This window comes from Bradyrhizobium sp. NBAIM18 (genome assembly GCF_020193825.1).
GTDB classification, from domain to species: Bacteria; Pseudomonadota; Alphaproteobacteria; order Rhizobiales; family Xanthobacteraceae; genus Bradyrhizobium; species Bradyrhizobium yuanmingense.
In genome coordinates this window covers 44446-66292 of the sequence record NZ_JADYVO010000028.1, presented here as the reverse complement: position 1 = coordinate 66292, position 21847 = coordinate 44446, and the positions used below count along the sequence as shown (strand labels likewise).

Annotated in this window: 21 protein-coding genes and 2 pseudogenes; 5 read left to right on the top strand and 18 right to left on the bottom strand. The window is 61.9% G+C overall.

The window, feature by feature from the left end; genetic code table 11:
* Positions 1 to 8 precede the first annotated feature (8 nt).
* Complete coding sequence (locus tag I6F17_RS34260) at positions 9 to 1661, bottom strand: ATPase, T2SS/T4P/T4SS family (protein WP_109145502.1); 1653 nt, start codon at positions 1659 to 1661, stop codon at positions 9 to 11.
* Between the two features lie 364 nt (positions 1662 to 2025).
* On the opposite strand from I6F17_RS34260, the gene I6F17_RS34255 reads away from it, so the two are divergent.
* The 4 genes from I6F17_RS34255 (at position 2026) to I6F17_RS34240 (ending at position 7449) form a co-directional block, all read left to right on the top strand.
* Positions 2026 to 2298, top strand: a complete 273-nt coding sequence (locus I6F17_RS34255; protein ID WP_109141640.1) for a hypothetical protein — start codon at positions 2026 to 2028, stop codon at positions 2296 to 2298.
* Positions 2299 to 3094: 796 nt separating this feature from the next.
* Complete coding sequence (gene gspD / locus I6F17_RS34250) at positions 3095 to 5302, top strand: type II secretion system secretin GspD (protein ID WP_109141641.1); 2208 nt, start codon at positions 3095 to 3097, stop codon at positions 5300 to 5302.
* Positions 5292 to 5924, top strand: coding sequence for a tetratricopeptide repeat protein (locus I6F17_RS34245; RefSeq protein ID WP_338129112.1), 633 nt, complete (start codon positions 5292 to 5294; stop codon positions 5922 to 5924). Before gspD ends, I6F17_RS34245 begins: the two co-directional genes overlap by 11 nt.
* Before the next feature lie 1342 nt (positions 5925 to 7266).
* The gene (locus tag I6F17_RS34240) at positions 7267 to 7449 is read left to right on the top strand and encodes a hypothetical protein (RefSeq protein ID WP_225130346.1); all 183 of its coding nucleotides are present in this window, start codon (positions 7267 to 7269) and stop codon (positions 7447 to 7449) included.
* 221 nt (positions 7450 to 7670) lie between these two features.
* Here I6F17_RS34240 and I6F17_RS34235 read toward each other — a convergent pair.
* A pseudogene (locus tag I6F17_RS34235) lies at positions 7671 to 8044 on the bottom strand (tetraacyldisaccharide 4'-kinase).
* Between I6F17_RS34235 and I6F17_RS34230 the strand changes: the two are divergent.
* Positions 7973 to 8170 (top strand): hypothetical protein, encoded by a 198-nt coding sequence (locus I6F17_RS34230; RefSeq protein ID WP_225130354.1) that lies wholly within the window; start codon positions 7973 to 7975, stop codon positions 8168 to 8170. The pseudogene I6F17_RS34235 and the gene I6F17_RS34230 sit on opposite strands and share 72 nt — an antisense overlap.
* A 365-nt stretch (positions 8171 to 8535) precedes the next feature.
* Here the strand turns inward: I6F17_RS34230 and I6F17_RS34225 are convergent, their stop codons facing one another.
* The 16 genes and pseudogenes from I6F17_RS34225 to I6F17_RS34150 all read right to left on the bottom strand — a co-directional run bounded on the left by I6F17_RS34225 (position 8536) and on the right by I6F17_RS34150 (position 21820).
* Positions 8536 to 8952, bottom strand: a complete 417-nt coding sequence (locus tag I6F17_RS34225) for a hypothetical protein (RefSeq protein WP_338129111.1) — start codon at positions 8950 to 8952, stop codon at positions 8536 to 8538.
* 59 nt (positions 8953 to 9011) lie between these two features.
* On the bottom strand, positions 9012 to 9293 hold the full coding sequence (locus tag I6F17_RS37980; RefSeq protein ID WP_225130344.1) for a hypothetical protein: 282 nt from the start codon (positions 9291 to 9293) through the stop codon (positions 9012 to 9014).
* Between the two features lie 61 nt (positions 9294 to 9354).
* Positions 9355 to 9813 (bottom strand): CopG family transcriptional regulator, encoded by a 459-nt coding sequence (locus I6F17_RS34215; protein ID WP_109141645.1) that lies wholly within the window; start codon positions 9811 to 9813, stop codon positions 9355 to 9357.
* Positions 9814 to 9820: 7 nt separating this feature from the next.
* Positions 9821 to 11800 (bottom strand): conjugal transfer protein TraG, encoded by a 1980-nt coding sequence (locus tag I6F17_RS34210; protein ID WP_225130343.1) that lies wholly within the window; start codon positions 11798 to 11800, stop codon positions 9821 to 9823.
* Positions 11801 to 11841: 41 nt separating this feature from the next.
* Positions 11842 to 13581: a VirD2 family relaxase/mobilization nuclease gene (locus I6F17_RS34205; protein WP_109141647.1), complete on the bottom strand. Its 1740-nt coding sequence runs from the start codon at positions 13579 to 13581 to the stop codon at positions 11842 to 11844.
* Between the two features lie 421 nt (positions 13582 to 14002).
* Positions 14003 to 14890 (bottom strand): annotated as a pseudogene (locus I6F17_RS34200) (lytic transglycosylase domain-containing protein); the annotation flags it as partial.
* Between the two features lie 4 nt (positions 14891 to 14894).
* Entirely contained in the window at positions 14895 to 15230 is a 336-nt protein-coding gene (locus I6F17_RS34195; protein WP_109141649.1) for a DUF736 domain-containing protein, read from the bottom strand.
* 34 nt (positions 15231 to 15264) lie between these two features.
* On the bottom strand, positions 15265 to 15810 hold the full coding sequence (locus I6F17_RS34190) for a S26 family signal peptidase (RefSeq protein WP_225130340.1): 546 nt from the start codon (positions 15808 to 15810) through the stop codon (positions 15265 to 15267).
* On the bottom strand, positions 15807 to 16325 hold the full coding sequence (locus I6F17_RS34185; RefSeq protein WP_109141651.1) for a DUF2840 domain-containing protein: 519 nt from the start codon (positions 16323 to 16325) through the stop codon (positions 15807 to 15809). The genes I6F17_RS34190 and I6F17_RS34185 overlap by 4 nt, the downstream gene beginning before the upstream one ends.
* Positions 16322 to 16576, bottom strand: a complete 255-nt coding sequence (locus tag I6F17_RS34180; protein WP_109141652.1) for a hypothetical protein — start codon at positions 16574 to 16576, stop codon at positions 16322 to 16324. The genes I6F17_RS34185 and I6F17_RS34180 overlap by 4 nt, the downstream gene beginning before the upstream one ends.
* Positions 16573 to 17211: a ParA family partition ATPase gene (gene parA, locus I6F17_RS34175; RefSeq protein ID WP_109141653.1), complete on the bottom strand. Its 639-nt coding sequence runs from the start codon at positions 17209 to 17211 to the stop codon at positions 16573 to 16575. Before parA ends, I6F17_RS34180 begins: the two co-directional genes overlap by 4 nt.
* Positions 17212 to 17509: 298 nt before the next feature.
* On the bottom strand, positions 17510 to 18586 hold the full coding sequence (locus tag I6F17_RS34170) for a replication initiator protein A (RefSeq protein ID WP_109141654.1): 1077 nt from the start codon (positions 18584 to 18586) through the stop codon (positions 17510 to 17512).
* 13 nt (positions 18587 to 18599) lie between these two features.
* Positions 18600 to 18851 (bottom strand): helix-turn-helix domain-containing protein, encoded by a 252-nt coding sequence (locus I6F17_RS34165; protein ID WP_109141655.1) that lies wholly within the window; start codon positions 18849 to 18851, stop codon positions 18600 to 18602.
* 218 nt (positions 18852 to 19069) lie between these two features.
* A complete protein-coding gene (locus I6F17_RS34160) occupies positions 19070 to 20404 on the bottom strand; it encodes an IS5 family transposase (RefSeq protein ID WP_225130338.1) in 1335 nt (444 codons plus the stop codon).
* Between the two features lie 314 nt (positions 20405 to 20718).
* Entirely contained in the window at positions 20719 to 21150 is a 432-nt protein-coding gene (locus I6F17_RS34155; protein WP_109141656.1) for a cell wall hydrolase, read from the bottom strand.
* Positions 21151 to 21304: 154 nt separating this feature from the next.
* On the bottom strand, positions 21305 to 21820 hold the full coding sequence (locus tag I6F17_RS34150; RefSeq protein ID WP_225130336.1) for a DUF2285 domain-containing protein: 516 nt from the start codon (positions 21818 to 21820) through the stop codon (positions 21305 to 21307).
* Positions 21821 to 21847 lie beyond the last annotated feature (27 nt).

Genomic DNA, 21847 nt, shown 5'->3' with positions numbered 1-21847 from the left:
ATCCTGATTCAGCGTGCAGCAACAACACGAAGAATTTCAGCCGGCGCTGTGATTGCAGCCCGGCATTTAGCAATCCCATCGTCCAGCATCGTCGTCATCCCCTCGCCGATCGCCGCATGATCGATTGCGAGCCCATCGGCATTATCGGCGATCAGCTCACGCAAACCGCTGCTGAGTTCGAGGAGCTCAAATACTCCGATCCGACCGCGATAACCGCTGTGGCTGCAGCGTGCGCAGCCCCGCGGCTGCCACATGATTTCCCCTGCAGATAGCCCGAGGCGGCTCACTGTGGTGTCCTGGCTCTGTTCATCCTCGCCGAACGGTGTCGGCGCCTTGCAATGCTCGCAGAGTTGTCGCACCAGCCGCTGTGCGATGACGCCACGCAAAGTCGATCGCAAAAGATAGCCTTCCACACCGAGATCAAGCAGGCGCGGCACGGCCGCCGCGGCCGTTTCGGCGTGCAGCGTCGTGAGCACAAGATGTCCCGTGAGCGCGGCATGGACGGCCACATTCGCCGTCTCCGAATCTCGGACTTCACCGACCATGATCACGTCGGGATCCTGACGAACAAAGGATCGGAGTGCACTCGCGAAAGTAAGCCCGATGGCAGGCTTGATTTGCGACTGATTGATTCCGGGGATGTCGTACTCCACGGGGTCCTCGACCGTCAGGATTTTCCGTTCTGGCACATTGAGCATGGACATTATGGTGGCGAGAGTTGTCGTTTTGCCACTGCCAGTCGGCCCTGTGACCACAATCATGCCATGCGGAGCCGTGATCAGCCTGCGCAGAACAGCCTCATCGCGCTCGGAAAGGCCGAGACGGTCTACTGCAAGCTGGGAGCGGTCCTTCGGCAGAAGGCGCAGAACCGCGGACTCGCCATACTGCGTCGGCATGATAGCAACACGCACGTCGATCTCGCGGCCGACCCGAATTCGCGCAGCTCCGTCTTGCGGCAGACGTCGTTCCGCGATGTTCAACCCAGCAATGATCTTGATGCGAGAGATGACTGCCTGGGGCAGCACACCCGCTGGCGGCTGAATGGCACGAAGCAGCCCATCGATCCGCAGCCGAACCGTAAGGCCCGTTGAGAACGGCTCGATGTGAATGTCACTCGCGCGCATTTCGAGGGCTTTTTCGATCAGATCAGTGACCGCGCGCACGACGGGCGCGCCGCTCGCCAGGTCGCGCAGACTTTCGATATCGTCATCGCGTAGCTGCTGAACGGCGGACTGCCCCCTCTCTTCCGCAGCCCCGAGCTTCTGATCGAGACAGATAGAAATGTCCTCTATCGAAGCTACCTTAAATGAGGTCGGCCCCCCGAACACCAGCTCCGCAGCTCTACGCGAGGGCTGGTCGGTGGGATCCGCCATGGCGAAGACCGGTGTGCCATCCGAAACGCGGTGAGGAAAAGCCACCACTTCGCGAAGAAAGGCTGGCGAAAACTGGTCGATTGCAGGAGCAGCCGCCATCATTTCCCGCAGCGTAATACGTTCGAGACCAGAAAAGCGGGCGGCTTCGTCGGCAAATGACTCTGCCGATAGGTCAAACATCTCCCAAGTTCTCGTCGGCCGCTCACCGGTTTGAGCGTCGCCCTCCGGGTGCGCCGAACACATGCGCCGGAGATGCTCGATGAATTGCGTTGACGATGTACCGCACATAACATGATCCGCGCCCAAGGGTCGGCATCGGACCCGAGTCGACTCGTCAAACATCTCTGGCAAGTCACATGCCAAATTGCGAGAGACGCTGACATCGGCGCGCAATGTTGTTTAGGCAGATCGTCCGACGGCGAGCCGCGCGCTTCGTCGGCTCGAATGCGCTAGTGTTCGACTCCGAACAAAAAGTGGAGCGAGGTCTATATGCCGCCAGCTCCGTCGCGAACGCGACATTCAGAGCGCCGCCATGTCGCCCCTGCAGCTTGGTACAGCCCTTGCAGAAGACTTAAAGCTGGGGCGGCCCTGAGACTCTGACCGGTTGACCAATTTGACTTGGGCCGCTCCGCCGAAAGCGACAGAGGGGAGAATGACCCAGAGCACGAGACGAACGATTGATGCGGCGCTGAATACGAACATCGCGCTGAAGGGGCTGCAGAGGCATGCAACAGAGGCCAATCTGACGCAGCGCTATCAGCTGCATCCGGAGCAACGAAAGCAGCAACTTCTGGAGCCGGTGGCCCGCACGTTCGAGAGCGGCAGCGGCAAGTACGGCGCAGCAATCATGGAAACCGCTGGTCGCCGGCACTGCTCGTTGCTCGGTCTTGTCCGCTCAAGCGCCACGGCCGCCACCCGTCGCTAACCAGGCGACGATCCGGCGCTGGTGCGGCGCATCGATGAACGTTCACGAGTTGCCACGGCTACTTCTGGACGACATCTGTGGCGCTGGCACTGAGCCTTGAACGATCCCGGCGACCGCGGCCGGCGAGTGAGGCGCGTGGTCAAACCAGCCAAAACATGAAACGCTATCCGCACGAGGCCCGTCGTTTGGAGAGGCGTTGAGCTTCACCAACCGCCGGTGGCGAGCGCCAACGACACGTCTTCCTATAGCGGCACTTGGATACGTGGGCCTATGACGCTTGGCCACTCAAAGGGTACGAGATAATGCCTGCGACGAACTACACCGCAGACTGGGCGCTCGCCACAACGTTGAGCTCTTCTTGCCATTGCGCATCTTCAGGGTCGCCATCCGGCTCTTCAGTAACGTCGATGTGGGCGGAGCGACTTCAAGCGCATCAAATACTGCAACGGGCAAACAGGTCGTCCATTCCACTGCACTTCGAAGAAGACGTGGGCGGGCAACCGATAACAGGATGAGTCGGCCGGACATAAGCGATCGAGCTCGTGCTTCGGCAAGATAAACTTGGTGGCGAGATCACCCGTCCTCCGGCGGAATGGGCTTCAACTTCAAACGATTGGCTATCGACATGGAAGTGGTTAATCGCGGCGGATCGGTACCCCCACCTGGCTGGCTTTCGTGCGCGGGGCAGTAAATCTGCCGCGGAGCTCCAAGCCACATCCATCACTAGCCTAAGTGGATCAGCAATCCAGTGAGCCTTCCAGTAAGTCGCAGTCAGTGCGGTGGGGTCGCGCGCAACATGCTGCTTGTCGCGGCAATGTTTCTGTTCGCTTCATGTAGCATCGTCACGAACGGCACATCCACGACAGCACCCGCTGACTTGGACGTGCTCGACAAGGTCCGATCGCTCGACATCGTTCCGCGCGGCGAACAGCCGATCACGGCTTTCCAAGCATCGCCTAACTCAGGCGGTGTAGCAAGCAGCACCTATTCGGGTTCAGAGATCTCCGAAGCCACGGAGGCGCGGCCGCAGCAGACCCCAAATGGTCCGGGCTACAATCTGGACTTCGAGAACTTGCCTGTCGCCACTGTGGTAAAGGCGGTGCTCGGCGACATTCTCGGTCTCGGCTATACCATCGATCCACGCGAGCAGGCCACAGTCAGCCTGTCGTCCGCACGACCGGTGCCCAGATCTGACATCGTTTTCGTGCTTGAGAGCGCGCTGCGACTTTCCGGGCTTGCGCTGGTACGCGATACGGGCGGATACAAAGTGACGCCCCTCGGCAACGCCACTGGAGCAGGCCACGTCGATACTGATGCTCGTCGTTCCGAAGCCGGCTATGGAGTGTCAGTGGTACCGCTGCAATACGTTGCAGCGAAAACCATCCTCAAGTTGATGGACAGCTTTGCAACTCGCGCCGGAAGTGTACGTGCGGACCCCACGCGAAACCTGCTTCTGATCCAGGGGACCGGACCCGAGCGGCGAATGGCCGTCGAAACCGCCCTGAGCTTTGATGTCGACTGGATGAAAGGCCAATCGGTAGGCATTTATCCCATCCACAATTCCGCGCCGGAGCCTCTGATCGCAGAGCTCGAGAGTATCTTGGATTCCGGCGACAACGGGCTCAGTCATGACCTTGTGAAGCTTCAAGTCGTCTCCAGATTGAACGCCATCATGGTCGTAACTCGCAAGCCGCCCTTACTCCAGACCGTAGCGACTTGGATCCATCGGCTCGATCGGGCAGACTCGGCTCAAACCGGCGTTCGTGTCTATCGTGCCCGCTATAGTGATGCCCGCCACTTGGCCAAGCTGCTGAACCAGATGTTCGTCGGCAGCGCCTCAACGTCGATCGACATCGCCGATAAGGAGGTCGCTCGCACGACCTCGGCTGCCGAACGGCTGTCTGCCAATACGTCCGCCCCGTCCCCCAGCCTGTCCGCCCCCGCATCGGGCAGCAACGGCGTAAGTAACCCCTTCCCATCAGGCATGAATTCGTCGAACGGAACGGATGCCAGCGGTGGACTTGATACACCAACCGGGGGTGGACCGCCGGTCATGCCCAACGTACGGATCACCCCTGATATCGTGAATAACTCTGTCTTGATCTATGCCAGTCGCGAAAACTATCGGATCATCAGTTCCACCTTGAAGCAGCTCGACCAACCCGTGCTGCAGGTCGGCATCGAGGCGACGATCGCCGAGGTAAAGCTCACCAACGAGCTGAGTTACGGTGTCCAGAGCTATCTGACCAGCAAGCAGCTTGGATTGAAGGCCGACCAGGGTTCTATCCTTACGTCGACCTCGACCAGCGGGACAGTGAGTGAGGCCGCGAGCGCGCTGCTAAATCGCATTCCGGGCTTCAACTTCCTGATCGGATCGGAGTCACAGCCGGCCATTATCCTCGATGCGCTGCACGGGGTGACCAGCGTCAATGTGTTGTCCAATCCGTCACTCGTTGTCACCAACAACCAGCCCGCAACCCTTCAGGTCGGCGATGTTGTTCCGGTCCAGACTAGCAAAACAAGTTATCCATCGCAAAGCGGCGCTGTGGTTAGTACTATCGACTACCGCAACACGGGCATTATTCTTCGCGTTGTGCCGCGTATCACCACAAGTGGGCACGTCAGTCTCGAGATCGAACAGGAGATCAGCCACGTATCCTCGGCCGGTTCAACCGAGCTTACGCCGACCGTGTCTCAACGCAGGGTGAAGAGCGCCGTCTCTGTGGCAAACGGCCAAACCGTGGTCCTGGCCGGACTGATCAGTGAAGGCCACGATGGGAAGCGCAGCGGCATTCCGCTACTTGACGAGATTCCCGGTCTTGGCGATGTGTTTTCACACCAGAGAAAGAAGGGCGAGCGGACAGAGTTGATCATCTTCATTCGACCCCAGATCATCCAGACCGGCAGCGATGCGCATCAACTGGCAGAGGAGCTACGTTCGAAGCTTCGCGGTGCAGTCGGCGCGAGCATTACAGATGACTTGCGTGTCCGCAATGTCCGCTGATCATTGTCATATCCCGCTGTTGGCTCGACGCGACATCATCTGGTTCGTGCTGGCGCAAATGATGGCTCTGCTTGTCGCGTTAGCGCCAGCACGCGCAGACGCAATTGCATCGGCAAGGAGCGCTTATGCACATGGGGACTATCAGAAAGCAGTCCGCCAGCTCACCCCACTTGCTTTACGCGGCAACGCGCAAGCACAGGCGATGCTTGGTTTCATGTACGAAAACGGATTCGGCGCACCAAAAGCCTACGATGCTGCAGTCGGCCTATATATTCAGGCCGCAAATGCCGGAAGTCCATTCGCCCAGGCGATGCTCGGCCTGATGTATGATAAAGGCCATGGCGTCCCGCAGGATGTCGTTCTCGCCTACAAATGGATGGATATTGCGGCAGCTCAGGCCCGCAGCGCTCAAAGGGATTATTTTCTCCGCTTGCGCAACGCGATTGCTTCCAAAATGTCGATGAATCAGATCGCACAGGGTCAGGCATGCGCGCGGGCATGGACACCAAGTCCATGGTCAGGCCGGATGCGCAGCTCCCCCTTGCAGTTCCCGAAGGACGGAGCGGCCCGCGGGGCTATTCGATCAAGAGGCGCTCGCGGTGGTACAGCCGGGACGCCCTAGCTGAACCCACAGCGAAGGCCTCGCGCCTTCCCGCCGTAAAGGTCTTCTTGCCGGCTTCGTGCGGATGCGGTGCCCCGGTCCCAGCCAATGCTACCAAGCATAGGTCAGAAAGTGTCATTCGTGGCGCATCGTTCAAAACGCTGATCGCGGCCCTGAGACGGCCTCGAAATGCTCGAGCCGCGTCGTCGGTATCATGAAATTGCCCCGGAAGCATTGCTGGAGCAGAGACGCCAGCGGGTGATGCAGCGGGAGAGGAAGTCACGGCTTTTATTAACGTGATGCCAAGTAAACGACCTCGATGGCGCCTAACGACAAATGCGCAGCCCCGCTGGAGTTCGGAGCCGCCGGATCGCATCCTAACCTGACTTAATCCGATCATCTGAACGATGCGTGGCAGCCTTGCCGCCGCCTCACGGGAGCACCCGATCACGCCTAAGCCTGAACAACGAAAGGTGTGATCTCTCGCTTGCGCAGAGCAAGCACCGCCCCCCGACCGGCCCTTCGAACCGGTTCACTGCTCCGTGGCATCTCCGCCTACGCACCTCTTGATGAAACTCCTCCTGGACTCCCCAACGACCTTCTGATCGATCGCCTGCTTCAGCCTGCGCCATGCACAGCTGCATCTGGTCGCGCTTGTCCTGTCCCTCCAGATTTTGCGTCGTGGCGAGACAAGTGACGCGCTTGGCCGCGGGAACCGGCACGGTAGTCGGAGCGGCCGACGGCGCCGTCGTTTGCGCGAACATGGGCCCAACAATTAGACACACAAGGCTAGCGGCAACGACGGCGGACGGCGTTTCATCGAACTCTCCTGATCGTCCGGAAGCGATAGAAGTTTTGCGATGAATGCCAGCTGAATGGCGAACTGGTCGCGGCTGCGCGAAGCGCAGTCCGCTGGCGTGACACCATGTCTCAGCGGATGCGGGACGAAGTTGGTGGGTTACACCGGCACGCTTCGCGCGGTCGCAAGGTTAACCGACCGTACGGGACCTGCAGGCCTATCGCGACATCACCCTCGTCGCGTCGATCCGCGTTGCATCCAACCGTGCTTGCACTCCGAGGTAAGTCATTTCGCTTTGTGGTTGGGATTTTCGTCGCGGTCCGGCGCCCTTAAGTTGTTTGACGAAGTCTTGCTGAAACACAGCGCTGCTAAACTGCGCGCTAGGTAACTAGCCCTGTTCTTTTTACCGCACAGACGATCAAGTCAACCAAACGACCGTTGAGTTTTGGAATTGGCGCAGTCTGTGAGCGGGCTCATATCGAAGAGCCACCTGACGGGCTACTGATCACCTCGAAATCCGCGGTGGAATATCTGTCAATTTAAAGTCAATCGATGGGGGTGATCATGCCCATCATACTGGACTTGCTCTATCGCGAATATTGCCGCGCCCGCCTCGCTGAAATGCGCAAGCAGCTTCTGATCGCAGCTGAACTCTTTGAAGCACTCGAAGCGGACTACCTTCTTTCGGATCAGAGTGACGAGAGGGCGGCGGCATACCGCAAGACCGGTCGCGGCGCGCCGCACTGAAGCGACCAAGACTCCCGCATGGCAGTGACCAAAACAGCTTGGGAGGCAGCGATGAACACACCCGAATGCTATACCGTTATGGTGACCTGCGTCTCGTGCCTGACCATCATCGGAATGATGGTCGTTGGGGTGTGGTGAGCATGACTGTCTGCTGAGGCGGTAGCTTTAGCGAGTACGGAACGAAGTTGGTGGGCACGCTTCGCTTTGTCCACCCGACGAGATCAGCGTCTGGAGAAGCGCCGCTCGCGAGCCTCGTAGAGATGGTTGCTGATCAATTGCCGCAGCTTGGCCGGGTCGTCGAATTCGAGTTGGACGGCGAACAGCACGATGCCCGCCGGCACGCCTTCGCTGCCATGCAGTCGCGCAAGATCCCTCTCCGTCGTCACCAGCGTCAACTGCTCGCGCTGTACTTCCGCCGCGAGCGCGGCGAGTTCCTCGCGCGAGAACATGTGATGATCGTCGAACGGCGCGTGCGCGCGACCTCGATGCCGCTGGCCTGCAATGTGCGGAAGAAGTGCTGGGGATGGCCGATGCCGGCGAAGGCGAAGACCCGCTTGCCGAGCAGTTGCGCGAGCGAGGCCGCATCCGGCTTCAGGCGCGCGCGCAGCTTGGGCTTGTTGCGTTTGGCGACATCGTCGGCGGCGAGTCTGGCTCGCGCCTTGCCAAATGCATAAAAAGGTCAGGCCGCGCCGACGTCCTCTCGAGAGGAAGCACTGCTTGAACCCGGAAAACTCGCTTAGGCTGGATTCTATCAACTCGCCACGCGGGAGTGTCGTCGGGACTGCCGGGCTCTACCCATTTCGTTCGGAAATCACGCGAAGTCCCGTGCCACAAAAGTGCTCGCCGCCGACCCTCGAGACCTCAGTCAGCCGTCATGACGTCATCGAGCACCGTATCCCAGAATGTGCGCAGCAGTTTCTCCTTGAGTATCCCTTCGCCGTGCTCCGGCTTGAAGAACCAGCGCGGCATCTTCAGTCCAAGTCCTGGCGTTAGGCCGAGGGGCACCGTACCCGACCAAAGGCCTCGGCGAATCTTGCTCAATCTCGCAGTTACTCACCCAGCAACTTGATAACGCTCGACCAACTCTCACTCCCTGCAAAGATGGCCTGCGAACTGATTCTGATATTGTCTGATCATACGCAGATTGTGCCGCTTGACGTCAGAGTCGCAGATGTGCTGTTCACCAACGCACTTGATGACGATCGCTTGCGGCTCGATCTTTGCCCCTCGGTTCACTTTCGCACGTAACGAGGAGGTAGAAAGCCGCAATGTTGTGAGACCGCGCGCCGCAGCGTAATCGAGGGGCTCGTAATAGCACAAGACGAAGTATCTGCAATCCTTGAGATCGCGACTGTAGTCTGCCCCGAAGTAGCGCAAGTGAAGTGCCGTTCCAAAGCGATAGAAAACAGCAAGCCCGGTTATCTCGTTGTTGCGCTCGGAAATAGCTGCGGCACCGAACTGCGACACACCCGCCTTTCTCTGCCCGGCGAGTATCCTTTCCATCCAGTCGCGACCCTGGGTGCTTCCGTGTCGAGACCTGTTTTGGGTTATGAGATCAGCGACTATGGAGTCATCGAGTTCTTCGGCTGAGGCCCATCCGATCTTGCCCCCGGCTCGCCGGAACGCGGCGACTTCAGACTTTCCAGGCCCAGCTTGGCCGCCACTTCCTTGTTCTGACCGCCTTCCGCGCAGGCCAGCACGATCCGGGCTCTCAGAGCCAACGCCTGCGCCGTCTTTCGCCGCATTGTCAGCGACTGAAGTACAGCGCGTTCATCATCGCTCAATATCAGGGGCGCAAGTCGCTGGGCCGTCATCAGATCCTCCGTCGCTGCTGCAGCCACCATCTCTGGCACCGCCACGCGAATCTAACGCGAATCTACGATTGCGAACTTGTGACTCGGGACACTAGTGGCCGTCCGCCTTCATTGTTTCTGGGCTGAATTGGACGCTTTCCACGTCATCCGGGATTTCCTGTCGCAGCTTCGGCCCTTGACTCAGCCGGCGCCCGAGCGCCGCGACGAAATTGTCGTAGCGCGCACCTGCCTGCGCCCGCGCCGCCTTTGCAGCTGGTTCGGGGAGAGGCGGTGTCGTTGTGAGCCAGAAGCGGATGAAGAGAGCGATGGTCTCGACCGAAATTCCAACATCCCGCTCAAGCCGCGCGATCCGGCGGTCGATTTGGTCGAGTCGCTTGGCAATAGCGGCCTCCCGCCGTTCATCGGAGTCGGGCGACAGAAAGGATGCAATGGCGGCTTCGGCAATAAGCGACAGCGATTGCTCGCGCCGGGCGGCAAAGGCCGACAGCGCCTTCATGACATCAGGATCGAGATAGACCGACATCTGGGCTTTTCTCTTCGGAGCGGTCATGTCCGCCTCACAGTCCGAGATCGTCACCAGGATCGAGCGAGGCTTGGCGTGCGACGCCCTGCATCATGTCGCTCATGCGCCGGATCCGCGGGGCATCTTCATCGAACTCGTCGGCGAGGTCAGACGCGAACTCGTTGTCGACCGACTTCTTATCCACCATCTCTTGGTCCAATTCCGGATGACGCCGGCGATCCGCGGTCTTGGGGTCATCGTCATCCGTCTGGTCGTCGGTCGGCGCCTGCACTGCTATTGGGCGCGGCGGCAGCGGCCGTGAGCTCCAGTCGTCCAGCCTACCGTCGTTGGCCTTGGTCAGGATCGGCGGCGCCAGAATGCGTTCCTTGAAGCGCCCGTCCTCATAATAGCGCACCTTCTTGGCCCGGATCGGATGGAGGCCCGACATCATGACGATCTCATCGGATGGCGGCAGCTGCATCATCTCGCCGGGCGTCAGCAGCGGACGGGCGGTCTCTGACCGGGACACCATGAGGTGGCCGAGCCAAGGTGCCAGCCGGCTGCCGGCATAGTTCTTCATTGCCTTCATCTCGGTCGCCATCCCGAGGGCATCGCTCACCCTCTTCGCCGTTCGCTCGTCATTGGTCGCAAAGCTGACCCGGACGTGACAATTGTCGAGGATCGAATTGTTCGGCCCGTAGGCCTTCTCGATCTGGTTCAGCGACTGGGCGATCAGAAAGCTTTTGATGCCGTAACCTGCCATGAAGGCCAGCGCGGACTCGAAGAAGTCGAGCCGGCCGAGCGCCGGAAACTCATCGAGCATCAGGAGGAGCCGGCGCCGGACGGCCTTGGCCTGAAGATCCTCGGTCAACCGGCGGCCGATCTGGTTGAGGATCAGACGGATCAGCGGCTTGGTGCGGTTGATATCCGAGGGCGGCACCACAAGGTAGAGCGTGGTGGGCCGGTCCCAGCCGACGATGTCGGTGATCCGCCAGTCGCAGCGCCGTGTCACCTCCGCCACCACGGGATCTCGGTAGAGGCCCAGGAAGGACATGGCAGTGCTCAGGACGCCGGAGCGCTCGTTGCCGGACTTGTTCAGCAACTCGCGGGCAGCGGACGCTACGACGGGATGGACACCGGCGTCGCCGAGATGCGCAGTCCGCATCATCGCGGCAAGCGTCGCCTCGATCGGCCGCTTGGGATCGGACAGGAAGGCTGCGACCCGGGCGAGCGTCTTATCCTCCTCGGCATACAGGACGTGGAGAATCGCTCCGACCAGCAGCGCGTGGCTGGTTTTCTCCCAGTGGTTCCGCTTTTCAAGGGTACCTTCTGGATCGACGAGAATGTCGGCGATGTTCTGGACATCGCGCACCTCCCACTCGCCGCGGCGGACCTCAAGCAACGGGTTATAGGCTGACGACTTCGCGTTGGTCGGATCGAACAGAAGAACGCGGCCGTGATGGCTGCGGAAGCCGGCGGTGAGCTGCCAGTTCTCCCCCTTGATGTCGTGGACGATCGCCGAGCCCGGCCAGGTCAGGAGCGAAGGAATGACGAGGCCGACGCCCTTGCCGCTCCGGGTCGGCGCGAAGCACAGGACATGTTCCGGTCCATCATGGCGGAGATAGGAGCCCTCGAACCGGCCGAGCACGACGCCGTCCGGCCCGAGCAGGCCCGCCTGCTCGATCTCCTTTGCCTCCGCCCATCGCGCGGAGCCATAGGTCTCGGCATTCTCTGCTTCGCGAGCGCGCCAGACGGACATGCCGATCGCAACGGCTGCGGCGATGATGCCGCCAGATGATGCGATGTAGGCGCCCTCGGTGAAGATGGAGGGTGCATAGGCGTCATAGGCGTACCACCACCAGAAGAAGGCAGGCGGAAGATAGAAAGGAAAATGCAAGAGCTCGAACCAGGGCTGTCCCAATTGGGCTTGAAAGCCGAGCCGCCACGCCGTCCATTCCGTCGCGGCCCAGGTCGTCAGCAGGACGATCGCGAATACCGTGATGACCTGCCCCCAGAGGATTCTGGTTGCAGACATTGCGGCCGCCCTCTCCTGACGCCGGTGATTGGAGGGATCGTTCACAGGCCGAGCCCCCGATTGCGTCCAAAACCCCAATCGATGCCGCCATCTGCGCGAGCGACGCCGGAGACATGCCGGCCGAGCTGCTTTTCCAGTGAGGGCGTCCAGGGCACGAGCTGGAAGCCGAGACCGTCGTCGATCATGGCGAAACGGCCGGAAGCGAGCGCGAAACGCTGCCGATAGGTGCCGGCGACATACTCGCCGCCAGCCGACGGATTGAACGGCTGACCGGTCTCGGCGGCAAGCTGCTTACCGAGAGCATCCACCTCCCGACGGCGCAGCGCGCCAATCAGATTCTTCGCGAATACCAGCCCACGCGCCTGCCGTTCCGCAAGACCGTGTTCAACAAGCTGCTCGGCCCGGCGATGCATGGCGTCGCGAACCTCGGCGCCGAAGCCGGCCTGGCCGAGCACCACAGGGTCGCGCGCGACGGCCTGGCGGTCGAGCCATGTCGCGCCGCTCGCTGTCACCTGCGCTTCGATCGAGAGATCGGAGCGGACCGAGATCGCCACCCGACGCCGGCCTTGTGCGTCGACGAACTTACGCAGTTCGACAATCGAGCCCGGCGCGCTGTCACCGGCGGCGTCGAGGTCGGGCAGCCGAATGTGGTGGGTGCGGCCATCGACGCCGTCGACTACGGCATAGGCGGTCCCCTTGAGTTCGTCGTCGAGGCCGCGATCGACGAGGCGTCCGATGACGGGAACATCTAGGCTTTCACCTGCCAGCACGTAGCTGGCGCAGCCGCGCTCGATGCCGCGTTCGGTCAAGCTGCGGTGGATGCGCTTGATGATGTCGCCGCGTTCGCTGAGCTCGCGCAAGGTCGTCTCGGCACTCTCGTCCATCACCCATTGGCCCCGCCCAAGTTGATGAGCGAGACCAAGGCTTTCCAAGCGCCGCAGCCGGCCGACCTTCAACGAATGGAACTGATCGGGCTGCCGCTCCGGATTGGGTGCGAGGTCGACGACGCCACGCCGGTCTGCGTCCCGAACAAGCTGGCGGTCGAGCTGCGTCCACCGCTCGGCTTCGACCTGGCGCTCGAGCGAGCGGCAGATGTCGAGATCGGAGCGCAGCCCGAGTTCTTGCGTGACGAAATCCTGGGCGCGGGCGCGCATCCCCTCCTTGATGTAGTCACGGGAGATGACGAGGTCCTGGCCGTCTTCGGCAACGCCCCGCACGATGATGTGGACGTGCGGATGCTGGGTGTTCCAGTGATCGACGCCCACCCAGTCGAGCTTGGTGCCAAGATCTTTCTCCATCTGGCCGACCAGCTCGCGGGCAAAACCTTTGAGCTCGGCCATATCGGCTGCGTCTTCCGGCGAGACGATGAAGCGGAAATGATGGCGGTCATTCTGACAGCGCTCAGCAAAGGTCTTGGGATCGGCATCCTCGGTGTCCGGACCGAACAGACGGGCCTTCTCCCCGTCCCGGGTGACGCCCTCGCGCCGGAGATAGCCGAGATGCGCGGCGAGCGGCGCTGATCTCGCCGTGTGACGGACGACGCGGGTCTTGACCGTCACCAGGCGAGAGCGGCCCGTAAGCAGACGGTTCGCCCGTTCAGAGGCGAGGCGGCCGCGGCCGAAGCGCGAACGACGATGCTTGGTCAGATGACCGGCTCGCGAAACGCCGCCGCCGGCGCGCTGAGCGGCGGCAAGCGCCTGAGCGATGAAGGGCTTGGCCCGCTGGCTCCGCGAGGAGCGGATGCGGCCAGGCCGAGGCTGAAATTCCTTCTCCTCAGCCATGGCCAGCCTCGACAATGTGCGAAATGCAGAACCCGTGCAATGAGTTGATGGTGGGGCGCACATTGCGTGCCGAAGCCACACATTGCCGGATCAGCAAAAAAACAAAGCAACAACAACCGACCGACCGAGCCGGACATTGCGGCCTTTTATCTCGCCATCGTTCGGTCGGTACTCGCGGAAGCCCCCACTGTTTGCGAGTGTTTGCGATAGCGATCGTTACCCGAAGGGCCGAGACACCCGCAGGGTGGCTCGGTGAGGAGCGAAGCGACGAGTAGAGCGCGGGCCGAAGGCATCGCCCGTACGATTGTGTTGCAGCGTTTCGAATGCAAACCGAATGTCCGTCACGGGGCGCCAGCGAACCTGGAAACTGACGGCTGATATCACGAGCTGCCCGATGTGCAGCCGCCGTAACAAGGGTGCGTGAGAGCGCGACGAACAGGCCCTCCGACTGCGGCGCAATCGCCGAAACATCGTGCACCGGAGTGGCAGCTGAGCCGCCCTGCGCGGGTTGATCGAGCGCCGCTCGCACGCCACGAGACGGACCGTCAACGCGACCGAAAAACAGCGGCGCCCGCGTCCAGGATGAACGAGAAAAGGCCGCGAGGGGAAGAGGCCCTGATGCCTCCTCCGCATCGACAAAAGGGACGATGGCTGCGACATAGGCTGTCGTCTCGGCGGGGAGTGGACGATGCCTGTCGCGAAATTCCTCGTAGCGGCCGGGACCTGCATTGTAGGCTGCGAGAAAGCCCGGCGAGCCGTAGCGATCGTGCAGTTCGCGAAGGAAGGCGGCGCCAGCGAGAATGTTGTCATGGGGATCGAAGGGATCGCGTCCGAGACCGTAGCGAACTCGCATGTCCGTCCAGGTCTTGGGCATGAGTTGCATCAGGCCGAGCGCACCTTTCGGTGATACGGCACGCCGATCGCCATTGCTCTCGACTCGCATGACGGCGCGTATCCATGCAGCCGGAATGCCAAAACGCTGCGCAGCTTCCGCTACATAAGCGACATAGCGGTCGCTTGCTGTTTGACTTCGCGTCGACGCTTTCTCTGCTGACGCCGCCGGCGCTGACCCACCAATCGCTAGCAGGCCGGTAAGGAGGATAACGGCAAAGCCCGCCCTGGTTCCGGCATCACAGCGAGTCGTCGTGCTGCCTACCTGCGGTGCGTACGGACGGCCGCTTTGACCACCGCTGTGCGTGGCGGCCGCCCGACGGTTGCGTGGACCGGAGGGATGAGACGGCTTTCCCCCGCACAAGGAGGTGGACCGTTGATGAGCCTGGTTGGCGGCACGCGCGACAGGATCCTGCATGCAATCAGTCCCGCTCGGCGCGTTGGGGCTGACGATTCCAGTTCAGCGTCCAGGCCGCTTTGTCGTCGCCCGACTGGAAGAGATTGGCGCGGATCGGCCGCGGCAGCGCCGGGTCGTCGATGACGAGCGAAACGTAGTCGCCCGCCTTCTCGCCGGTACGCTTCCAGCCTGCGCCGATCTCCGGGCCGTCGGCATCGCCGAGGCGGATACGGTAGTCCGGCGCGTTCTCGGCATCGGAGGATTCGGCCGGGACGAGGGTGAGAATCCGCTCGAAGAACAGCGTTTCAACGCGCCCGGTGAAGCCGGACTTGTCGCGGGTGAACTGGCCGATTTGTGCCATGGGAAAGCTCCTTGGTTGTTGGGTTGGAAACGGGTCAATGGGTGGCGGTACGCCAGACGAAGCGGCCGTCGGCGGCTTCGTCCGTCCAAAGCGGGACTGCACGGGCGATAATCGAGGTGACGGGGAGCGCGCCGAAATAGCGGCCGTCCAGGCTGTCCGGGACGGTCGGATTCATAAGGAAGACCTCGCCCGGCTGAAGGACGCGGCAACCACTCCAACGCGGCAGCGGACGGCCGCGATGATCGCGGTCGTGTGCGGTGCCGGCATCGACGTGATCGACGGAAACGGTGTCGCCTGACCGGCACACGGTCTGCCCCGGCAGCCCCATCACACGCTTCAGCAGCGGCACACCTCTCGGAAGAAAGCCGCCATCGGCAAGGAAGCTCGCGATCGGCTCCGGTAGCCGTACCGCGACCAGTTCCAAGTCGCGCGGCTCTCCAAGCGGATGTAGCGCGTAAAGCCCTCTTGGCGTGCTCGCGGTCGCGTTCCAGATCAGCCGCGGCGCAGGATGAACGAACGCCAGGGCGCCGGCGACCAGCGCCGCAAGGTAGGTCAACATGAGATAGCCGAAGCGGGTCATGGCGTGACGCTCCGGCGCTTGAGCCAGGCGACATGCTGCTCGCGCGTGTACGCGCGTGGCACGTGGTCGGCGGCAAGACGGTTGTGGAGATGTCGCCAGTATTCGGGTGCGGCGTCAGCCGGATCGATGGAGAGCGCCTCAATGGCGTCGATGGCTTGCAAGACGCGCTCAACCTTCGGCCAGCTATCAACGCGCAGCAGGATTTCGCCGCCGGGGCGGACAAATGGTAGCGTCTGATAGCGCTGGCCGGCCTCCACCGCGCGCACGATGTCCATGCGCGACACCACGGTGCCGTAATCGTTCGATGCCCAGCGAACAAAGCCGAAGATACTGCCTGGCGTAAAGCTGGAGATGCTGCGGCGGCGGTCGAGGATCTTCTCCTCCGCGCGACGGCCGAAGCGCAGCCAGTGCTCGATCCGCTTCTCGATCCAGGTCAGCTCGACATGGGTCAGCGCGACGGCGCGTCGATGCGAGGACGGCACCGCACGCGGCGGCAAGGCCTCATTGTCATTCATGACGGCTCTCCAGCGTCAGTGGGAAACTCTCGCGCCAGCAACTCGCGCAGCATGTCGGCGACGGTCACGCCGCGTTGGAACGCGGCGACCTTGATACGGCCGCGAAGTGCCGGCGTGACGTCGATGGTCAGGCGCGCGCTGAATGCGGCCCCCTCATCCACGCGGCGCGGCGGTGCGTCGCTGGCCTTGATCCAGCTTTCGGCATCGCCGGGACGCGAAGCGAAGTCGCGCTTGGTGGAGCGCTCGCTCATGGCGCGAACCTCGCAACTTCAGCCGCGAGCGCGGCGATCTCGCGGGCGGCGGCGTTCTGCTCGGCGAACTCGAAGACGAGCCGTCCGGACTGAGCGGCGTCGGCGAAGACAACGCGTTGGCCGATGGTGCTGGCGAGCACCGGCGGGTCGTGATCGGCAAGAACCTCAGCCGTCTCGCGGGCGATGATCGTGCGCGCGCCGCAGCGGTTGAGCACAAAGCGAGCGGCAAGCTGCGGCCGATAGATGCGGGCCTCCCGCAGCAGAGCGAGCATCTCGGCCGAGGCCCAGCCGTCGAATGGCGACGGCTGCACGGGAATCAGCGCCAGATCCGCCGCCAGCAGCGCCGAACGCATCAATCCAGCGACGCGCGGCGGCCCGTCAATGACGACATGATCGGCCGTGAGTGCGATCTCCGGCGCCTCGCGGTGGAGCGTATCGCGCGCGAGGCCAACGACGCCGAACAGCCGAGCGACGTTCTCCCGCGCGCGCTGCTGCGACCAGTCCAATGCCGAGCCCTGGGGGTCAGCATCAATCAGCGTCACTCGCTTTCCGCGCAGTGCCCACTCACCGGCAAGATGCAGGGCGAGCGTCGTCTTTCCGACACCGCCCTTCTGATTGAGCAGCGCGACGATCATTGTTTGCCTCCCGCCTTGTTGTCGAAAGGCAGCGGCGATTGGTGCGCGGGTCTGTTGGAGATGCGCTCGTTTGGCGGTCGCGCCGTCGGCCGAAGCCGGAACGGAGACTCACCATTGCGGTGGTCTACGATTAAGGGAAAATGAGTCTCCGATTTGCGGGGCAGATTACTCATCGACCGCGTCCAGTCGCTCGTTTGCGCGAGAGCGACGACGATTGAAGGGCCGCGCCAGTCGCACAATGAGGGGCCACCACTCGCATGATGATGGGCCACAGTCGTAGATTTGAGGGCCTGTCTACTCATTTGGGCCCCCGGTCTCGGCTTCTGGGGGCAACGACAGGAGCGTCCGCGTTATCCGCAAGACGCGCGGCCCCGCTACAACAGTTAGATTCTAAGTTAGACTCTAAGTTAGGACCCGGAATCGCGGTTTCCGGCCAAAGCGTTAGCTGCGGTTTCCACTCCCGAAATCCCGATACGGGCACGCCCGGAGTCCCGATAGTGCGCACGCCCGAAGTCCCGAGCTGATTCACAGCGCCATCCACAGGTGCTGTGAATGATTTAGCTGGAAGGATGCGCAGTAGTTCCCAGCTTTCCCTGCGTTCGACGCTCAGGCGATATCCTGGCAGCGGTTGACGGGCAGCGATCCGGCGGAGATCAAAGGCGAAGTCAGCGGGCTTGGCGAGGCTGCCGGATTTCTCATGGAGGTGTGCGAACTCGAACAGCCAACCCTTTGGCTGGCGACCGGCATGCTTGCGCGCGACGCGGTAGAGCCAGCGCTCGATCCCGCCAGTCAGCCGGAAGTACGCCGGATCTATGGTGAGAACGAGCGAGCGATCGATGACGCCGCGATAGAACCAGTCGGGGAGGACAAATTCCATGCCTTCCACGCGGCCGTCGCGCCGCGCGCATTCCTCCCATTCGTTGATCCAGGAGAACTGGTGACGCCGCCAATGCTCGCCCTGCCGGATGCTGGTGCGGATCACGGTCGCCTGCAGGCGCGCCAGTGCTCCCTTCAAGAGCTTGTAGTCGCGGGCTCCGGTCTGTCGGCCGACTGCGGTCAGAAGTTGGTAAGGTGTGAAGCGCATGAAGCGCGAGGTCTTCAGGCTAAGGTTCTCGGCCTCGACAATCTGGCTGGCTGCCCAAATCAGCACATCGGCGTCCCAGATCGTCGCCATGCCGTGCTCTGGAACCGCATAAACCTCGACGCGGATGTCGCCGGCCTCGTATAGGATCGGCGCCGTCCGTTTGGACTTGGCGAGCGAAAAGAACGGGCGCTCCATCAGGTCCCGCTGATCGCGCGGGCTGGCATCGCCCGTGGCGACAACGAACGGGTCGAGCTTGCTTCGCTCGCTTGATGTGATGAGGCGACGCGACATGGCAGGCGTTGCCTTAGCGATGCGCGTTGCCGGCGGCGCGGGCCTCGAGATAGCGAGGATCCGACGTTGAGCTGCAGGCAGCCTGATCGGCCCAGGCTTCAAGATCGCCGATGGCGTAGACGACGCGCCCGCCGAGCTTGCGGAAGGTCGGGCCGTTGCCATGGCAACGATACTTCTCAAGTGTGCGCGGCGAGATGCCGAGGAGGCGCGCGGCCTCGGGCGTGCGCACGTAGCGGGTCGAGAGCTGCGCGGTCCGGTCGAGCATGGGAAATCTCCGTCTTGCCTCGAAGCGCCGCGGCCAAATCGCGGCTTGTCCGGGCCAGAGTGGCGGAGAGTTCAGGCGTTGGGGGTGGACGAAAATCTACGTAGATTTGTGTCCCCCCATCGTCGCAACCAGGCGAAGCCGAGGGCTACCAGCGGGGGCGCGAGTTAACTCATTATGCCATAAGCCGTCGTTCGTGAAGAACGTCCCTGAGCACCGTTTTACGCAAGGTGTGGTTGCGATAGGTGGCGACAGAGTATCCATAACAGGCCGCATAAAAGTTCGGTGAGCCAGCGGCGGAGCAGGCTGAAGTTGTAGCCGGCGGCGGCGAGCACGGCGTTGGTGCGGTCGCCGTCGCGACCCTTGAGATGGTTACGGCGCATTCGGTGGTCGTCCTTGAGATGGCCGATCACAGGCTCGACGGCGGCGCGACGCCGCATCTCGCGGCGGATGGCTTTGGTGACACGGCGAACCTGGCCGCTGATCCAGACCTTGAACCGGTCAGGATAGTTGTGGCCACGGTAGCCCTTGTCGCCGTGGATGCGGCGCGCTGCAACAGCAGTGAGCTTTTCGAGGTCGGCGATGACGGGACCGAGCGTGTGGCCGTCATAGGGATTGCCGTGCAGGGCCTTGGCATGCAGTACGAACTGCCCGCCTTTGGGCGCGGTGGCAGGCGTGGCAATCGAGACTTTGCAGCCAAATTCGTAAGGTGCCCGGGCCTTGCCTTTGCCGATGCACTCCACCTCGGGGGCGTGCAACGAGTAGACCTTGGGACCGCGCTGACGCTGCTCTTGATGGCGAACCCGGTGGGCGAGATCGAGCAGCGGACCAAAGCGATCCTCAAGCGCAGGGTCGCCCTCGATCTTGCGTCTGATGTCACGGATGATGCGGCCAAGCCGGGTGCGCAGGAATTTGAGCTCTCGCCGGGCACGCTTGAACTGGTGGGCATGCGTGTAGCGTCCCACCATGATGGCGGCGCGCCTGGCCACGCGCAGATAGCTTTGGCGCAGTTCGACGCTCTCGCGTTTGGCCAAACCGACCAGCTTCTCGATCGCCCGGTGCATGAGCCGCGCATCGCTCGGATGCGCGATCGCCTTCTCCTGTACGGTGGTATCCACAACGAGCCGCTCGAGATCTTTGGTCTCGATTGCCCCGGTTCGATGCGCCACCGAGAGGCTTTCTTGCAACAGCGCGGCGATCTGCTCCTCACCCAGCCGCTGGCGCCAGCGGGTCAGCGACGAGCGATCGAATGGCAAGTCGTGCCGGAACACCACCTCGCCGCAGAAATACTGAAAATACGGGTTCTCGACCCACCTGTCGCACAGCGCCTCGTCAGAGAGATTGTGCATGTGCTTGAGGATGAATAGTCCGGCTACCAATCGTGTCGGCAACGGTGGCTGCCCCGGCCCGAGGCGACAGACCGAACTGAAGCGTCCCGCCACGAAGTCCCAATCGATCTCCGCCGCCAGACGCACCAACGGATGGCGAAGGTTGATGATCTTCTCCAGAGATGGACGAAACAGATCGTCCTGACGATCGTCGCGCGGATGGCTCATGGGTTCTCCCCAACAGCGAATCTCGCCGTCAAAGGAATCACGAAGCCGCCCAATCCGGAATCCAAAAACGCAAGAAAGCCAGGACCTACCCACGGCTTTCTTGCAAAATCGAATACTTGCTCGCGTCAAATCCCTGCGACAGATCAATCGCTTCCGAATTCTTCACGGGCGACTAAGCCGGATTATGCCGCATGGCCGAGTTTGACGGCGGTTACGCCTACTCTTGGCCATGCGGCAGTTCGGCATAATCGACGAGATAGGAACTGGCCTCGTTAGCAAGCAGCCGGCCATAACCGTGCAAAGACTGCGTTCGATTATAGGCCCACCCCAATTTGGCGGAGCCGCTTTGCGCCAACGAAGGTTCGATATTCGGGAAGCTCGAGAAATTGAGCAAACGGCCAGATCACCGGAGCGGACTGCTTCTTGCTCAGGTGAATAGCTTGGTCATCACCCAGATAGAGCGCGACATGTGCTCCCCAAGGGTTCCCGGTTCGATTGAAAAGCAAGAGGTCGAGGGGCCTCAATTCAGCTGACACCAAGCAGGTCTCGGTGGTGTCCTCCCACAGATTGCTGGACCGAAATGGGTAAACGTCAAATCCGAAATGCTTGAGCAGCGCGTAGGCGAAGTTCTGACAGTTCGGGCTCTCTGAAAGGCTCGGCAGGGTTGGCGAATCGGGATCGTGCTGTTGATCGTACCTAATCCGCCAGAAATGGTCGGGTATCATGTCCGCAGACAAGGTCTTCATCGTCTTAAACCCTCATGCCGGAGCGCTGAGGTATCCTACTGTCTTGCGGCGGCTGCATCAATCGTCAACGGGCAATCGGCGCTCCTGAAGCACAGTATGCCGATATCGGCATAACGTGCATTGGAGGCGATAGCTTTGAGAGATCGGTGGCCGATCAGAGGCCGCGTAGAAGTTTCAGATAATCGCGCTCAACCAGGGCAATCGAATCATGAATGAGCCGGTTCGCCTTGCGGCGGGCATGAGAATCCTTCCACTCGACCGAACGACGTTGGGCATGGTCGGAGGCGAGCACTTTCGCTGCCACGTCTCGCGGGCCTCCGCCCAGGTCGTGGACGTCGAAGGCGTGGAGGAGCTGAATCAGTCTCCGCTTCTGAAACGACGTCAGCCGTAGCGCCGCCGGCAGAAGACCGGTGCGCCGGCCAGCAAGGCGGCGGGCGAAGTGTAGCGCCACGTCGGCGCGCATTTCGCCCATGCTGTCGAGCGGCACAAGCACGGCGGGGTGGCGCATGGCCTGCTCGTCGCGCAACCGGACATGGAGCTCGCCCGAGCCGTCGGAGACAACCAGCTCGCGACCGTCAGCATCCGTCTGCTCAACGGTCGCCAGTCCGAAAGACTTGCGATCAATCGGATGAACGGTCTCAAACTCCGGCGGCGCGGACTGGAGGATCAATGTGCCCGGTGATGCCTCGGGAAGCCA